The sequence below is a fragment of the Streptomyces sp. KR80 genome (assembly GCF_052245555.1).
GTDB lineage: Bacteria > Actinomycetota > Actinomycetes > Streptomycetales > Streptomycetaceae > Streptomyces.
Genome location: NZ_JBQQCD010000005.1, coordinates 175160 through 190286 on the forward strand (window position 1 = coordinate 175160; position 15127 = coordinate 190286).

Genomic DNA, 15127 nt, shown 5'->3' on the forward strand with positions numbered 1-15127 from the left:
GATGGCTCCCCTCGTTCTGGTCGTCACGTCCCTGGAGGACGTCACCGCCGACATGGTCATCGCCGCGCTGAATGAGCGCAGCGTCCGCGTAACCCGCGTCGACCCGGCCGACGTCGGGCCCGAGCTGCTGTTCGGCGCCCGCTTCGACGCCAGGGTGCCGGGGTGGAGCGGGCAGCTGCGGACGGCCAGCCGCGAGGTGGAGCTGGGGGAGGTGGCGGCGGTGTACTACCGCCGCCCCACCCCGTACTCCGCCCGGTTCGTCCAACTACCCGCCCAGCAGCGCGCCTTCGCCACCACCGAGGCCCGGCACGGGCTCGGCGGCATCCTGAACAACCTGCACGGCGCCCTGTACGTGAACCACCCGGCTGCGGTCACACGTGCCGACTTCAAGCCCGCCCAGCTCCAGATGGCCGCCCAAGTGGGGCTCATCATCCCACCGACCTTGGTCACCAACGACGTCAAGGCCGCGCGGAAGTTCGCCTCCGAGCACGGCCCGGTCGTCTACAAGACCTTCCGCGGCTTACCCCGAGGCGAGGACGGGCACACCGGGGCGATCTGGACCCAGCGCGTCGACCCCGAAACCTTCGACAACTCCCTCACGGTGACCGCGCACCTGTTCCAGGCCGAGGTGCCCAAAACCGGCGATGTGCGGGTGACCGTGGTCGGCCCCCGCGTCTTCGCCCAGCAGATCGCCGCCCCGGACGGCGCACTGGACTGGCGCCGCGGGGACTGGAACGCCCTCATCCACGCCCCCATCACCGTACCGCCGTCCATCGAGGCAGCGCTCCACAGCTACCTGGCCGCCTTCGGACTAGTCTTCGGCTGCTTCGACTTCGCCCTCACCAGCGACGGAGACGACCCGGAGCACTGGACCTGGATCGAGTGCAATCCAAACGGTCAGTGGGGCTGGCTGCCCGACGCGGACCGGATCACCGAGGCGTTCGCGGACATCCTGAGCAGGAAGGAGGCGGTGCCCCATGACCATGCCCGCCGACTGTGAGATCGACGCGGCCCGCCTGCGCGAGGCCCTAGCGAAGGCTCTCGCCGAGAACGGCGCCCTCACCGATCCCGCCTGGCGGGCGGCGGTGGAGACGGTGCCCCGGCACCGGTTCGTGCCCGGCTTCTACCTGCCCGACGACGAGCGCGACGGGCAGGGGCTGACGGTGTGGCAGCCAGTCACCGCCACACTGAACTACGGCCGGTGGCTGGCCGCCGCGTACTCCGACGCCACGCTGATCACGCAATTCGACGGCGAAGAGCCCAACTGGGAGGCACCGGCCGCCCGGCACGGCGGCGCCCCGACGTCCTCCTCCACCCTGCCGTCGCTTGTCGTGCGGATGTGGGCGGACGCGGACGTGCAGGAGGGGCAAACGGTACTGGAGATCGGTACCGGGACCGGCTACTCCACCGCGCTGGCCTGCGAACGCCTCGACTCCGCCTCCGTTACCTCCATCGAGGTGGACCCACACCGGCTGGACCAGGCCGGGAGCGCGCTGTACGGCTTGGGCTACACACCCACCCTGGCGGTAGCGGACGGGGTGTACGGCTATTGGCCTGAGGCGCACTTCGACCGGATCGTGGCCGCCTGCTCGTTCCGTGCCGTCCCCTCAGCCCTGCTCGCCCAGAGCCGGCCGGGCGGGAAGATCCTGCTCACCCTTAGCGGGTGGCTCTACGGATACGCCCGGGTGCTGCTAACCGTCGCCGAGGACGGCACCGCCGAGGGGCCGCTGCTGGGCGGCACCGTCTCCTTCATGTCGGCCCGCACGCACGCTGCCCCGGCATTCGGGAACCCCACCCACTGGGCCGCCGGCCTGCCGGAGAAGGCACGGATGGCCCGGCACAGCCCCGAGCGGATCACCGCCGCCACCGAGGAAGCTTTCCACCTGCGGTTCCTCGCTCAAAGCGCGGTGCCGGACGCGCAGATGACCACGGTCGGCGAGGTGGTGCACCTGGTCGACGTCGTCACCGGCTCGGCCGCCACCCTCACCCCCGACGGGGACGGCTGGCAGGTGCGTGAGGGCGGCCCGGTCCGGCTGTGGGAGCGGATCGAGAACGTCCTCGACACCTACGACGCGACCGACCGACCGGGGCCCGAGACATTCAGGCTGCACGTCTACGACGGCGGACAGCACCTGCGGCACCCGCAGATGCCCGGCCTGCCACTGCTGCGGCCCTGAACACCGCTTGAAGCTCACAGTTGTTCCGCCCAGCAGGACAGTGTCGTGAAGTCGGGGTCGCGCAGGCCGTGGCAGGGGTTGATGCGGAGGAGCAGGGCTGGGGTGTCGAGTTGCTTGGGCCGATGTCGTCCTTTGTTGTGAGGGGGCTCAGATCACTAGACAGCCTCATCAGCTTGAGGGCGACGGTATGGCTATGGCCAACCGACGCGCGAGACGGCCCCCAGCGGAGAGGTCGCGGAGGACCAGGGGCGGACGGGTATTGGTGGTGGTCTTCGGGGCTCCGGTGGCGGGCGGTTGTACCGGTGCTCGGGTAGGTGTGAGTCTGGGAGCGAAGCCGAAAGGCCATTGTGGTTCGACACCAGGGTGGCCAGCGAGGTGTCCCCGTGGAGGGCACGCGATTCATTGACGGGTCATAGGCGTGAGGTCGTGCTGCGTGGAGTTCAACGTGTCCGGTGAGGCCAAGTCGGAGTAGAACGACGGACTGCCCTTCGCCAGTGTCGCCGATACCCGCAAGTCCGCCGGCGCGCTCCGGATTCTGGCCGGTGGGAACGCCGTGCGGTTTCTGTTGTCCTGTGCACATGCGGAGCCAGTCCGGATGAGTCGATCACGGCTTATTGGCCAAGTACCGAGCAGTAGGCGTTCCTTGATGCCGGTCTGTGGGTATTCCTCGACCTTCACCAGCACCTCCTCTCTAGCCATCTGTTCAACAAGGACAGTTGGTACAGCGGCGATAGCGCGCCCAAGTCGGTGGTGGACGCGGGAGGCCAGCGTTTCCGGCACACTCCCAGTGCATGCCCATTGAGTACGTCGGACCGCACGTCTGGCCGTGCCGTTACCGTCTGCCCTGTCTCTTCGTCCGTTCAGCTGTCTTTCACCATCGTGCGGATCTGCTGCACGGCCTCGTCGAGGTCTGCCACTTGGCGTTCAACCGCGCCGTCGGGGGACAGGAAGATGAGGACACAGCGAGCCACGTGCTCGCCGGTAGCGGCCTGGAGGGCCGCCGCGTAGGCGGCCATCTGGGGACGGTAGAAGGCGACCCGTCGGTCGAGCGCATTCGCGGGTACGGCGTCGGTCTTGTAGTCGACGACAACGAGGCCGTCGTCGTCGCGATACATCAGGTCGACGACGCCTTCGAGCACTCGGTCGCCGAGGACCGTACCGACGTAGGTCTCGCGCCAGTGCGGGCGGGTCGCGGCGCGCTGGACGGTGTTCGACTGCAGAGCTGTGCGTGCCAGTTGCGACACAACGTCGGCATGGTCGGTCACGGCTTCGGCGAGAATTTGCTCGGCGACAGCTCCGGCGAGTCCCTCGCCGGTGCGGAGGTCCACAGTTTGGAGCACCGCGTGGACCGCGCGACCGATGGCCGTGCCGTATCGACCCTTGACCCAAGGTGGCAGTTCTAGGTCGCGTGCGTCTTTGGCCAAACCTGGAGTGGTGGACTCACCAAGCTGGTCGGTCGTAGCCGCGTGTGGTGTCGCAGTTTCCAGTGATCCTTCAAGATGGGAGGCGCTTATTGCGGCTGGCCGAGCTGCTCGCTCGCGGATGGTGGAGATGGCCCCATGCCACTGGTCGTACGGTGGTGGCGGATCGATACGGCGGGGGTGACTGACGGGAGCGACGTCGACGGTCTCCGGAGCGGCAGTCAAGGGCACCTGCTCAGGTGCATCGGCGCAGGCGTCGGCCAGGAGTTCCGCGTCGGTGCGGTTCCTTTCCTCGGGTGACGTGCTCGACGCATTGCGGTGCAGTGACACGACAAGGTGGTCGCGTGCGCGAGTACAGGCGACGTAGAGCAGGCGAAGCCGTTCGTGATGGTCCATCTGCTCGTCCATCGGCTTGGCGATGTCGAATTCAGTAGTTCGCAGGTCCTCGCGCACCTTGAACTCGCAGCCGCCGTCGCGCGGCCAGAGCACCTGGATGCCGCGGCGTTTGCGGCTGGGCTTTCTGGTTATCCCGGATACGATCACGACGGGGAATTCCAGCCCCTTCGCTGCGTGGATGGTCATGATCCGCAACGTGTCGGTATCAGTCTCCGGCAGCACCGCTTCCGCGACGCCGCCGGTGTCGCTGCCTTGCCGCTCCGCCCATGCGAGGTAGTTGCGCAATGCTCCGTGTTCGGCCTCGGACCAGGCGCGGGCGTGGTCGATGACGAAGCGCAGACGCCGCCAGATGTCGCGGGCGCGAGGGCTGTCGGCGGCAACTTCGAACATCCGCCGTTCCTCGACGAGTCGTCCGAGTATCTCGCTGGGCGTATGCCACATCCGATCGCCGTGGAGGCGCTGAAGGTACGTCACCGCCTCTCGGACCGGGTGGGTCGCGGGGATGGTGTCTGGTGGCGGCGCGAGGATGTTCCAGCGGCCTCCCGCTTGGTGCCATGTCCACAGGTCGTCGTCGCCGCATCCGAACAGTGGCGAGCGCAGTGCAGTCACCAGCGCGAGCGAGTCGCTCGGGTCGTCGACAGCGCGGGCTGCCATGTGCAGGTCGCGGACCTCACGGGTGCCGTAGATAAGCGAGCTGGCCTCTGCGTGATAGGGGATGCCGGCGTGGTCGAGGGCACGCTCGAGGTCGGGGAGAGAGGTACGCGTAGGTATGAGCACCGCGATGTCGGACAACGTCGCGGGGCGCCACGCATTCCTGGTTTCGCCCTCGGGTCCTTGGTGCTTGTCAAGCACCTGCCACCGCTCGTCGATGATGGTCCGGACGGCGGAGGCCACATCGGTTGCCTCGAGGGTGCGTAGTTCGTTGGCAGAGCATTTGGGTTCGTGTGGCTGCATTCCGAGGAGAAGCACAGGCGGGCCGGTTGGATTCTCGAGGCGGTCTGCGCGCAGGAGGTGGTATTCCGGTTGCGAACCGTCTCGGGGCTGAATGAGGCGGCCGAACACGTGGTTGATCCAGTTGAGCACGCGTGCACTCGTGCGGAAGTTCGTCTCCAGAATGACGTGATCGCCGATCCGCTGCTGGGCGTCGAGGTATGTCGTGATGTCGGCGCGGCGGAACCGGTAGATCGACTGCTTGGGGTCGCCGACGGCGAAGAGGCTGCCGTCGGGCACGTCGATATCGGTCCAGTCGGTCCCTGCGGCATCTGCGCCGCCCGCGATCCGCGCGGCCAGCTCGATTTGGATGGGATCGGCGTCCTGGAGCTCATCCAGCAGCAGCCGCCGATACTGCTCCTGGAGCCTCGCACGAACCGTCGCGCCGTGTTCGCGGCTACGAAGCAGGTCGCGGGCCAGGACGAGCAGGTCGTGGAACTCCAGCCGCCCTTCGTCACGGCGGGTCTGCGCAGCCTGCAGTGTCGCCTGGGCGATGCGGCTTGCGAGTATGCGCAGCGAGAGGTTGACCACGCGATCGCGTAGCGCCACGACTTGACGTACGAGCTCGCGGCACTCGTTCTTGAGTCCGGCGAGGTCGTATCCCGTCCAGTTCGCCGAACGGCCGTAACTCCACTTGAGGTTGGTCGCCTCGCTGAGTATTGCCAATCGGGCCGGGTCATCTCGGGCGGAGGACAAGCGCTCGGCCCAGGCCGCCAGGTCATCCAGATGGGGAAGGAACTTGTCCTGGTCGTTCGTGCAGTGGTTTCGCAGGGCAGCAATGCGGTAGGCGTCCTTGGCCAGTTCCGTGACGTCCAGCGGAGTTATTTCGTCGGCGGGTGTGGCAAGAAGGCGGGCTTCGAGCAAGTCCCACTTCGCATTGAACTTCTGTGCTATGGACCGCAGATGGTCGAGCTGTACCCCTGCGGCCAATGCGGCAATAAGCGCCGCGGAGATCTTGGAGTCGTCCAGGAGTTCGGCGCGCAGCGCAGTCCACCGATCGTCGAAGGCGACTCCGGATGCCACCTCGTCCAGGACCTCGATCACCGGCGGGAGTCCGGCTTCGACCGGGTGCTCGGTGAGGATGCGCCGTGCGAAGGAGTGCAGGGTGCCGATGGCAGCCGAGTCCAGGTCCTTGAGTGCCTCGGCCGCGCGCGTGGCGGCTGCGGAGCCGGTCCGGGCCTCGGCGAGCTTGTCCTGGAAGGCGATGCGCAGCCGGTCGCGGAGTTCTGCCGCGGCCTTCTCGGTGAAGGTGACGGCGGCGATGTGGCGCAGCGGGACGGCATCTTCCGGAGCCAGAACGGTGGCCACGATCCGATCGACCAGCGAGCGTGTCTTCCCCGAGCCGGCGCCGGCTTCGACGAACAGTGTGCGGTCGAGCTGCTGGGTGATCTGCCGCCGGGCGGTGGCGTCAGGAAGCTCGCTCATGGCGCGTCCCAGGTGTGTTGGCGGCGGCCTTGGGCTCCACCAGCGCGAGGTAGGCGGCAAGCCGCGGGTCGTGGCGTTTGCGCTGCCAGCGGGCGCGGTGCTCTGTCACACCGAGGCCGTCCGGGTCGCAGTAGCGGCACTCGATGAAGCCACTGAAGGTGTCCTCGGCCGGCGGTCGGTGTGGGAACAGCCCGCCGGCGATGCCGTCTACGATGACGGCGAGCGTCGCTCTGTAGGTGTCCTGCACGTCGGGGGTCAGCGGCAGAGGGATGCGCTTGCCGCGCTCCTTTCGTAGGAACCAGTACTCGGCGGACGCCGCCGAGCCCGGCATGCCCAACGCCAACTGGGCGGCATAGGCATAGACCGGAAGTTGCAGCTTCGTGCCACCGGCCGTTGGATTCGCCGCGGAGACCTTGAACTCTTCCGGGCTGCCGGTCTTGTAGTCGACCACGACAATCGAGTCGTCGGCACGGTCAACCCGGTCGGCACTCCCGCAGAGGTGGATACACCGGCCGTCCGGCAGGGACACCAGGACTGGATCGAAGCCCCGCATTCCGAAGACCAATTCGGAGCGCACCTGCCGACGCCCGGTTTCCCGGCGCAGGTGTTCGTCGTCGGTGAGCAGGAACTCCAAGTCGGCCAGAATGCGGGCCCGCTCCTGTTCCCACAGCAGCCGGTGTCCGGTGACGCCACGCGTCTCGAATTCCGCGGCTACCTCGGTTGCGATTCGGCGCAGCTCGGCCCGCTGCTGCGCCATCCACGGCTCCGCGCCGCCGGGGACGGCGCCTGCGCGTGCCTGTTCTTGGAAGAAGCGGTCAAGCACGTCGTGGATGAGTTTGCCGAGCTCCAGTGGGCTGATCTGGACCAGTTCCTCGGGAGACTCGACCGGTTCGATCCCTAGCCGCCGTTCGCAGAAGTACGCGTGCGGACAGGTGGCCCACGCCTCCAGCTCCGTGGGGGAGACCACCATGCCAGCAGCGCTGGGATCGCCCACGTGGTGAGCTGAAACGTCACCATCGAACCGGGTGAGCGAGCTGCTTGCCCTGGCACGCACCAGGGCCATCGCACGCCGTACGACCTCGTCTTCGGGCAGGGCATCGTCAACGCTCGTCCCAGGGTTCCGGGCGATGGCGGCGCGGATGCGCCACTCCTGGTCGGTGGTGAACTCGTCCGTGAGCTCGAGGCTGGTTGCGTACGACGGGGAGGCCACCATCCACGGACCGTTCACCGACTCCCACTGGGTGGCCTGAAGCTTCTCGTCGCTGGACAGTTTGCGCAGTGACGGCAGCAGCCACCGGGAGGGCAGGTGAGACCGGCTGCGGCGTAGGTCGCCGCGGGGGAAGGACACGGTGCACTTGGGTGCGGCAGCGAGCGCAGCCAGCACCTGGCGGTGATGCCGCTCCAGGCGATCACGCTGCGTCGCCAGCTGCCCGTCCGTGAGAGCACGTACGCGCTCGTGGAGTAGTGCGTCCTCGCCGAGCTGCCCCGGTACGAGCTCCTCAGCCATTCCCACGACGAAGACGGCATCGGCCTCCAGACCGACGCTGGAGGATATCGGAGCGACAAGCACCCCCTCGCCGAAACGGCCGTGCCTCGGCAGATCGTCGGAGAGCTCCACCTCGAGAGTTGCGCGCACTTCACCGAGATCCGGAGCGATCTCCATGCTCCCGAGGTCGGCAAGGCCAGAGAGGATCCGCTGAATCTTCTGCGCCGCGCGGGCCTCGTCCTCGGGCACCGAAGGGTCGCCTTCCACATCGCCGACGAGTTCGCGGAACACATCGCCGGCCCACCCAGCGAGCTCGGGCCACGTGTGCAGGTCCGCACCTTGATCGAGTAGGACTCGCAAGCCTGCTACGAAAGCGCGGAGCGCGTCGGCGGCTTCCGCATCGCGCTCTCTCCGAGAGATGAGCGCCTCGCGCGGAGCCTCGGTTGCCCTCTCTTCTTCTGCGGCGGTGCGCTCCCGCGCGGCGTAGGCCTCGAGCCGCTCGGCCCACTCATCGCCGGCGACGACACCGGCAGCCCGGGAGATGCGATCCCAGCGTGCTGCAGGGACCCGGGTGCCTTCGGCGCCACGGATCGGAGCCGAGGCGAGCACAGCAAGGATCTCGTCCCGTCGCCAGTGATGATCGGGCAGAGCGAGTGCGTCGATCAGCGTACGAGCCAGGGTCCGCTCGATCGTCGGTCGCACACCGGCTCCATTGCTCACGATCTTCGCCGCCGCTAGGTGCTCGGACAGCAATCGTGCATACGGATCGGGCCGTCCGTAAAGCACCGCAATGCGGTGGGCTGGGACACGCCGCAACTCCGAGGTCAGCATCCGAACCACACACCGGACCTCATCGTCAGCATCAGAGGCGTGGAAGACCCGGGTGGCAGTAGGGCAATCGACAGGGGTGGCGTCACTGAGGACCACGTGCAGCCGCTGCAGAGACCGCAAGATGCCACTGTCAGCGCGCGTGTCTCCGGTCGTTCCGGCGACTACCTGCATGGGCCCGCAAGCGCCGAACGCGTCCAACAGCGCAACAGCGCCGCGCGGGACTTCTTGCGGCAGGAACAGGACCATCGCGCCCAGCTCCTGAGCCCGCTCAGGTTCTGATCGCAGAATGTCGGCAGCGACACGCCGCAGATCAGCGACGTCGTACCAGTGGGGGCTGAGTAGTGCGACCACTTGCCGGTGCAGGCGGACAAGGTCGGCAGGAATCGGTTCGCAGCTGCCGATGATCAGTGACAGCCCAGTCTCATCAACCTCACGCAGCTCCCGGTACACCTCGACGAGCGCCCGGACCGTTGCTGGATGTTCCGCTACAGGAGCGAAGGGGCCGGCCTCCTGGTCCAGCGCATGACGCCACGCCGCTGTCAGAACTGGTCCTGTCGCGGGCCGCCGCCCGCTGCGGGCCAGCGCGCGTCCGCCGAGACGCTCGGCGAGACGATCAACCGTAAGGACGGAGAGTCCCGCTACGCCGGGAAGATCGCCGACGCCGCGCGCGAGCGCACGTCGGGCAACGACGCCGGACAGTTCCGTGGGCACAAGGACTGTGACCGGCGCCAGCGGGTCCCCACGCTTCACTTCAGAGACTGCCCTACGCAGCGCGTCAAACGCGGGCGCACCGTAGCGCGTCCAGAGCACCGACATCACGTGATCACTAGCTCGTTACCGAAGACGGCTCAGTGGAGAAACCCTGAGCCAAAATCCTCATAAAAGGAGCGTATCGCTCTAAGGGTGTCGCCATGCTTACTGGCTTTGATCAACCTATGTTGTGGGTGGTCGATCCGATATCTGTCTGGGAATGATTCTGTGAGCGGTGGAATGACCTTCGATATCGAGATCGAAGCGTTGGCGTCGTCCTGGCCCCTGTTGCTGGGAGGCAACCTCCGGCGAGCCGGTTAGCGGCCAAGATCAATGGTCCCTGGTCGATGGCGGGTGCCGACGCATACTGGGCTATAGGACCAGAACAGACGCCCACGCCTCGTGAGCATCGACGGAGGCAGTTCCCGTGGGGCAGCAGGAGACGATCAATGGCGCACACGGTTCCGCGGACGCTCCCGCATCCCGGCGGCTCCGTGCGGTGCTCGCAGACTGGCGCTCCTCGCTGATCGACCTCGGCGGACGTAACCGGCTGCTTCACTTCCGGCACACGAAGACCGCCACCCTGGAGATCACCGCTCCGGACGCGGTGACATTGCTCGCCGGGCTGGGGCGGGGCTGGGAATTCGCTCCGGTGACGGAATCGGCCGAGGAGGAGGTGCTCGAGAGTGTCGGAGTAGATCTCGACAAGGCATCCCGGCGTCAGGTGATTACTACGCAGAAGACCACTCAGGCCCGCCTCGACACGGCACTGCGCACCCTTTACCGGACCTCAACCCAGGCATACAACGACTTCGGGCTGTGGGTGCTCTGGCTTGGTGTCGGCATCCTCGAGTGGAGAGAAAGCCAAGACGCACGGGAGACCAGCGAGGCCCCGCTGGCTCTGATTCCGGTCGCTCTCGAACGCACTGCATATGGTGGTTTTCACCTGCTCCGAGCAGAGGGCCAGGACCCTGTCCACAACCCGGCTCTTGCCGTGAAGCTGGACCAGCTTGGCGTTGACTGGGAGCTCGTCTCCCAGGTCGATCCTGCCGACTCGGCCGCCGTGCGACGGGCCGCTCGAGCCGCTGTCGCCCGTCTCGAGGGCTGGCAGGTCGCTGACCGCACCGTGCTGTCCCCGTTCGCCTCCCACAAGGAGGCGATGCACCGCGACCTCCTCGACAACGAGGAGCAGATCCTCGCCAGTACTCTGATCCAGGCCGTCGGGTTGGGCGCTGACGCTGCCCTCCCTGGTGACGGCCTGTGGTTCGAGCCGTACGACGAGCAGCGCATCGACGAACTTCAGGTGCCCGAGACTACCCCCCTCGTACTGGACGCCGATGCCTCCCAGCGCAAGGCTGTCGCCGCCGCTCTCGAAGGGCGGTCCTTTGTCATGGACGGCCCACCTGGGACTGGCAAGAGCCAGACCATCACCAACATAATCGCGGCCCTGATGCAGGCCGGCCGCAGCATCCTCTTCGTCAGCGAGAAGGCCGCGGCGCTCGACGTCGTACGCAACCGGCTTCGTGACGTCGGGCTGGACTCCTTCGTCCTCGCTCTCCACAGCCACGACACCAGCAGGAAAGCAGTGGCTGCCGAACTCGGCAGATCCCTTGAGTATCGTGCCCGGGCGCCGAAGTCGGCCCGCCAGGACCCGCAGCAAGTCCGCCGCCTGCGTGAGGAACTCTCCGCGTACGCCGCCGCGATGAACGAGCCTCGTGCGCCGCTGGGATACTCGCTGCACCACGTCGTTGGCATGATCTCGCTGCTAGACCGTCGGCTCGCCCCTGCCGGTTTGCCCACTCTCGTCGGCCCATCAGCCGACTCGGAGTGGGTGGGCCGGTTCGACGCCGCAGCTCTCGACGAATTGCGCCAGGCAGCCGGGCAAGTGGCGCGTGCATGGCGTCCGGTCCTTGAAGAAGAGCTATTCCCCTGGCACGGGCTGCATGAGACGGGTGGCATCGCCGATCCGCGAAGGCTGGCCGACACTGCGCTCGCCGCCCTCAACGATCTGCGCCGCACCGCCACCAGGCACTCGGCGCTCACAGTTGCCGACGGCCTCGACATGAAGACGTTCAGTGGCATCCGGCGGGCCGTACGGAAGCTGGACCGTCTCGAACTCGATGACGATGACGCAGCGGCGTATCGCTCAGCGTCGCCTGTATCGGCCGACGTGTCTGAGCTACTGCACCGTGTAGCGGATGGACACGGTCTCGCCGAGCCGCAGGACGTTGCTGAGGCCGTGGATACCTGTTTGCTGGCCGACCTAGCACAGGCGGTGCACCGTCCGCTTGCGAACTGGCTTGACCCAGCTGTTCTTCGTCAGGCCCATGCCGCCGCCGAGGAACTCCGGGCAGCGGTCACCGCGCTCCGCGACGCCAGGGCTGCTGCCGAAGACCTCTTCGACCCCCGAGTACTCGATCATGAAGACCTTGCAGAACTGGACCGGCGGTTCCGCGAGGAGCATCGCGGCGTGCTCGGACGCCTCTCTGGCCGCTACCGCGCCGACCGCGCCGCGGTGACCGCACTCACCACAAGGGGTGCACGGGGTGGATGGGACAAGGCGTACGCCGAGCGATTGCCCCAAGCCCTGGCGTGGCAATCCGCGCACCAGTCCTTGGCACGTGTCATGGCAGATCACGCGTCGCTGCTGGGCTCTTACGCGCGTGGTGAACAAACCAATTTTGCTGTGCTGCACGCTGCGCTCACCACCGCTGACCGGGTCGCTGAACTGGCTCCCCACGCCATAGCCGACCCAGTCCGGCGCAAGCGCCTGGAGTACTGCCTCGCAAAGGGGGGAGCTCCTGACATGGTGCTGCGTGCGGATGTTGCTCAACTGCGCGTCGCACTGATCCGCTGGCGCACCGACCTGGCCACCCGCCTGGACGACTGGCAGCGCACCACCGATGACCTCCTCTCGCTCTTCCACGCCGGCCGCAGAGCCAGCCTTGGCGCCGAACTGATCGGTGAGGGACACAGGGACAGCCTCGACCGCGCACGACGCACCCTGGAGCGGCTGTGTGACGACAGCTCCGGCCCCGATGACTGGTACGCCCACCAGGCCGGCCTCTCCATGCTGCGGTCCCATCGCGCCGACGGCATAGTGGCCCGGTTCGCTGAACACGGTTGGGATGCGAAGCTCCTACCCCCGGCTGTGGAGCGTGCCGTGCTCCGGGCCTGGGCCGACGCCCAGATCGCCGCTGATGCCCGTCTTCGCACGACTGTCAGGGCTGAGGACCGCGACGCGCTTGTTGATCGGTTCCGCGAGGCTGACAGGCGCCTGGTCGAGTCCGCACGCTGGGCCGTGCTCGAGGCTTGCGATGCCCGCCGTCCGGTCGGTGCTACGGGGCAGGCCGCCATCATCCGTAGGGAGGCGGAGAAGAAGAGGCGCCACATGCCGGTGCGTGAACTGCTCTCCCGTACACGGGACGTGGTTCACAAGCTCAAGCCGTGCTTCATGATGAGCCCGCTCACCGTCAGCTCCCACCTACCGCCCGATTTCCGCTTCGACGTCGTCATCTTCGACGAGGCCTCACAGGTACGGCCGGGTGACGCAGTCAGCTGCATCTACCGGGCGGACTCCCTGATCGTCGCCGGTGACGCCAAGCAATTGCCGCCCACCGAGTTCTTCGCCGCCGGCAGTGGCGACGACGAGGAAGAGGAGTGGACGGAGGATGCACTGGACTCGTTTCCTTCGCTGCTGGAGATGTGCAAGGGCAGCGGCATTGTCCGGAGTCTCCCGTTGCGCTGGCATTACCGCAGCCACCATGAGGACCTCATCGCCTTCAGTAACCACCGCTTCTACGACGGCAGCATGGTCACATTTCCCGGCGCCAGTGAGCATGGCGAGGACACTGGCGTTGCCTTCTTCAAGGTCGATGGGGTGTACGCCCGGGGCGGTCACGGTCGCCACGACAACCGCGCCGAGGCGGAGTTCGTCGCTCGCCGGGTGCTTCACCACTTCGACACTCGGCCGGGGATGAGCCTCGGTGTCGTCGCCCTGTCCATGGACCAGGCGGACACCATCGCCGAGACGGTCGAGCAGGCCCGGCTGGCCCGCCCTGATCTGGATTCCCACTTCACCGAGGACCGTCTCGACGGCTTCTTCGTCAAGAACCTCGAAGCGGTCCAGGGCGACGAGCGCGATGTCATGATCCTTTCCGTCGGGTACGGCCCGGATGCACATGGCAAGCTGACCTCGCAGTTCGGCCCGGTCATCAAGGAGGGGGGCTGGCGGCGTCTCAATGTCGCCGTCACCCGGGCTCGCACCCGGATGGAGGTTGTCGCTTCCTTCCGCGGCGGAGAGCTGCAGGACAGCCACAACAGGGGAGTCCAGGAACTAAAGCGCTATCTCGAGTACGCCGAGCGCGGCCCTGCTGCGCTATCGGTGGAGGCTGCTGTATCCGCTGCCGAGCCCGAAAGCCCCTTCGAGGAGTCCGTGCTGCGGACTCTGCAGGATTGGGGCTACGACGTACAACCTCAGGTTGGTGTCGCCGGATACCGGGTCGACTTCGGCCTGCGTCATCCCAAGGCCGTCGGCACCTACGTCCTGGGGATCGAGTGTGACGGAGCGATGTACCACTCTTCACGGGTGGCTCGGGACCGTGACCGGCTGCGTCAGCAGGTGCTGGAAGGCCAGGGATGGACTCTGTACCGGATTTGGGGAACCGACTGGTACCGCAACCGGCCGCAGGCGGAGCGCAGGCTGAAGGAGGTGGTTGAACGCGCAGTCTCTACTGACCCATTCCCCACGCGGACGCCGACTCCGGCAGCGGAATCACCTGCCCCGCGTAGCCGTGCCGATGTAGTGGAGGTGGGTGCGGACGATGAGGCGGCTCTTGGGGAAGAAGTACGCACAATCGAGGCGCGGGAGCAGCTCGAGGCTCTGCACCACCCGGCGCCGCGCACTGACGGCCGACAGCCCGTGACCTTCACCCCTGTTGAGTTCGGAGCCGAGCGGGACTGGAGTACGCCCTATCAGATTGCCGACGTCAACCACTTGGCTGATCTCGGAGTCGAACTGCACACCGCTGAGGCCTGCCCCGCACTGCAGCGAGCAGTCCTTGCCGTGGTCCAGGTGGAAGGCCCAGTGCACGTGGATCTGGTGCTGCAGAGAGTGCGTGAGGCCTGGGGGGTGGGTCGGTCGGGTACCCGGATCAAGGCCAACTTTGACCGCGTCGTGGCCACATTGGCGTCCTCGGGTCGAATTCAGCGCAGCGGCGATGGAGCATTCCTGGACGTCATCGGACGCTCCGAGTTGAAACCGCGGGTGCCCGCCCCCGGCGTGCCAGCCCGAAAGGTCGTTCAAGTACCTGCCGCTGAGCGCTGCATCGCAATCGTGGAACTGGCAGGTGAATCACCCGGCATGACGGAAGATGAACTGATCGTGCACGTCGCCCGCTTCTTCGGCTGGAGCCGAGTGGGTGGGGATATTCGACGCGCGCTGGTCAGTGACATCGCTGATCTTGGCGAGCAGGGGAGTCTCACCGGCGTCCCTAACAGCATCCTCGACGCCCGAAGTGGCTCGATGGGGGTGGGCTAGTGCCGGAATGGTCTGTCTCTAGGTCAGTTGAACTGCTGGCCGTGCTCAGAAAGTTGGCGAGGGTTGGTATAGGCCGTGTCGTCGGTGACCAGCTCAAAACCTGAAAGGACCG

The 15127-nt window shown here is 66.9% G+C and carries 5 protein-coding genes; 3 read left to right on the plus strand and 2 right to left on the minus strand.

Features of this window, described 5'->3' with window-relative positions:
- Nucleotide 1 precedes the first annotated feature (1 nt).
- The gene (gene tgmB, locus ACTWQI_RS10380; protein WP_443269492.1) at nt 2-1000 is read left to right on the plus strand and encodes an ATP-grasp ribosomal peptide maturase; all 999 of its coding nucleotides are present in this window, start codon (nt 2-4) and stop codon (nt 998-1000) included.
- Complete coding sequence (tgmC, locus tag ACTWQI_RS10385) at nt 978-2177, plus strand: ATP-grasp peptide maturase system methyltransferase (protein WP_443269493.1); 1200 nt, start codon at nt 978-980, stop codon at nt 2175-2177. The genes tgmB and tgmC overlap by 23 nt, the downstream gene beginning before the upstream one ends.
- Before the next feature lie 860 nt (nt 2178-3037).
- On the opposite strand, the gene ACTWQI_RS10390 is transcribed toward tgmC, so the two are convergent.
- Together ACTWQI_RS10390 and ACTWQI_RS10395 are read right to left on the minus strand one after the other, a co-directional pair.
- Nucleotides 3038-6409 (minus strand): UvrD-helicase domain-containing protein, encoded by a 3372-nt coding sequence (locus tag ACTWQI_RS10390; RefSeq protein ID WP_443269494.1) that lies wholly within the window; start codon nt 6407-6409, stop codon nt 3038-3040.
- On the minus strand, nt 6393-9437 hold the full coding sequence (locus ACTWQI_RS10395) for a PD-(D/E)XK nuclease family protein (RefSeq protein WP_443269495.1): 3045 nt from the start codon (nt 9435-9437) through the stop codon (nt 6393-6395). Before ACTWQI_RS10395 ends, ACTWQI_RS10390 begins: the two co-directional genes overlap by 17 nt.
- 466 nt (nt 9438-9903) lie before the next feature.
- On the opposite strand from ACTWQI_RS10395, the gene ACTWQI_RS10400 reads away from it, so the two are divergent.
- Nucleotides 9904-15015 carry a DUF3320 domain-containing protein gene (locus ACTWQI_RS10400; RefSeq protein WP_443269496.1) on the plus strand — a complete coding sequence of 1704 codons (5112 nt, stop codon included), beginning with the start codon at nt 9904-9906 and terminating at the stop codon, nt 15013-15015.
- The last annotated feature ends 112 nt before the right edge of the window (nt 15016-15127 follow it).

What these genes read in the sequence shown, in the direction of transcription:
- tgmC (WP_443269493.1), top strand. Translation starts at nt 978, where the DNA reads ATGACCATGCCCGCCGACTGTGAGATCGACGCGGCCCGCCTGCGCGAG.
- ACTWQI_RS10390 (WP_443269494.1), bottom strand. Translation starts at nt 6,409, where the DNA reads ATGAGCGAGCTTCCTGACGCCACCGCCCGGCGGCAGATCACCCAGCAG.
- tgmB (WP_443269492.1), top strand. Translation starts at nt 2, where the DNA reads ATGGCTCCCCTCGTTCTGGTCGTCACGTCCCTGGAGGACGTCACCGCC.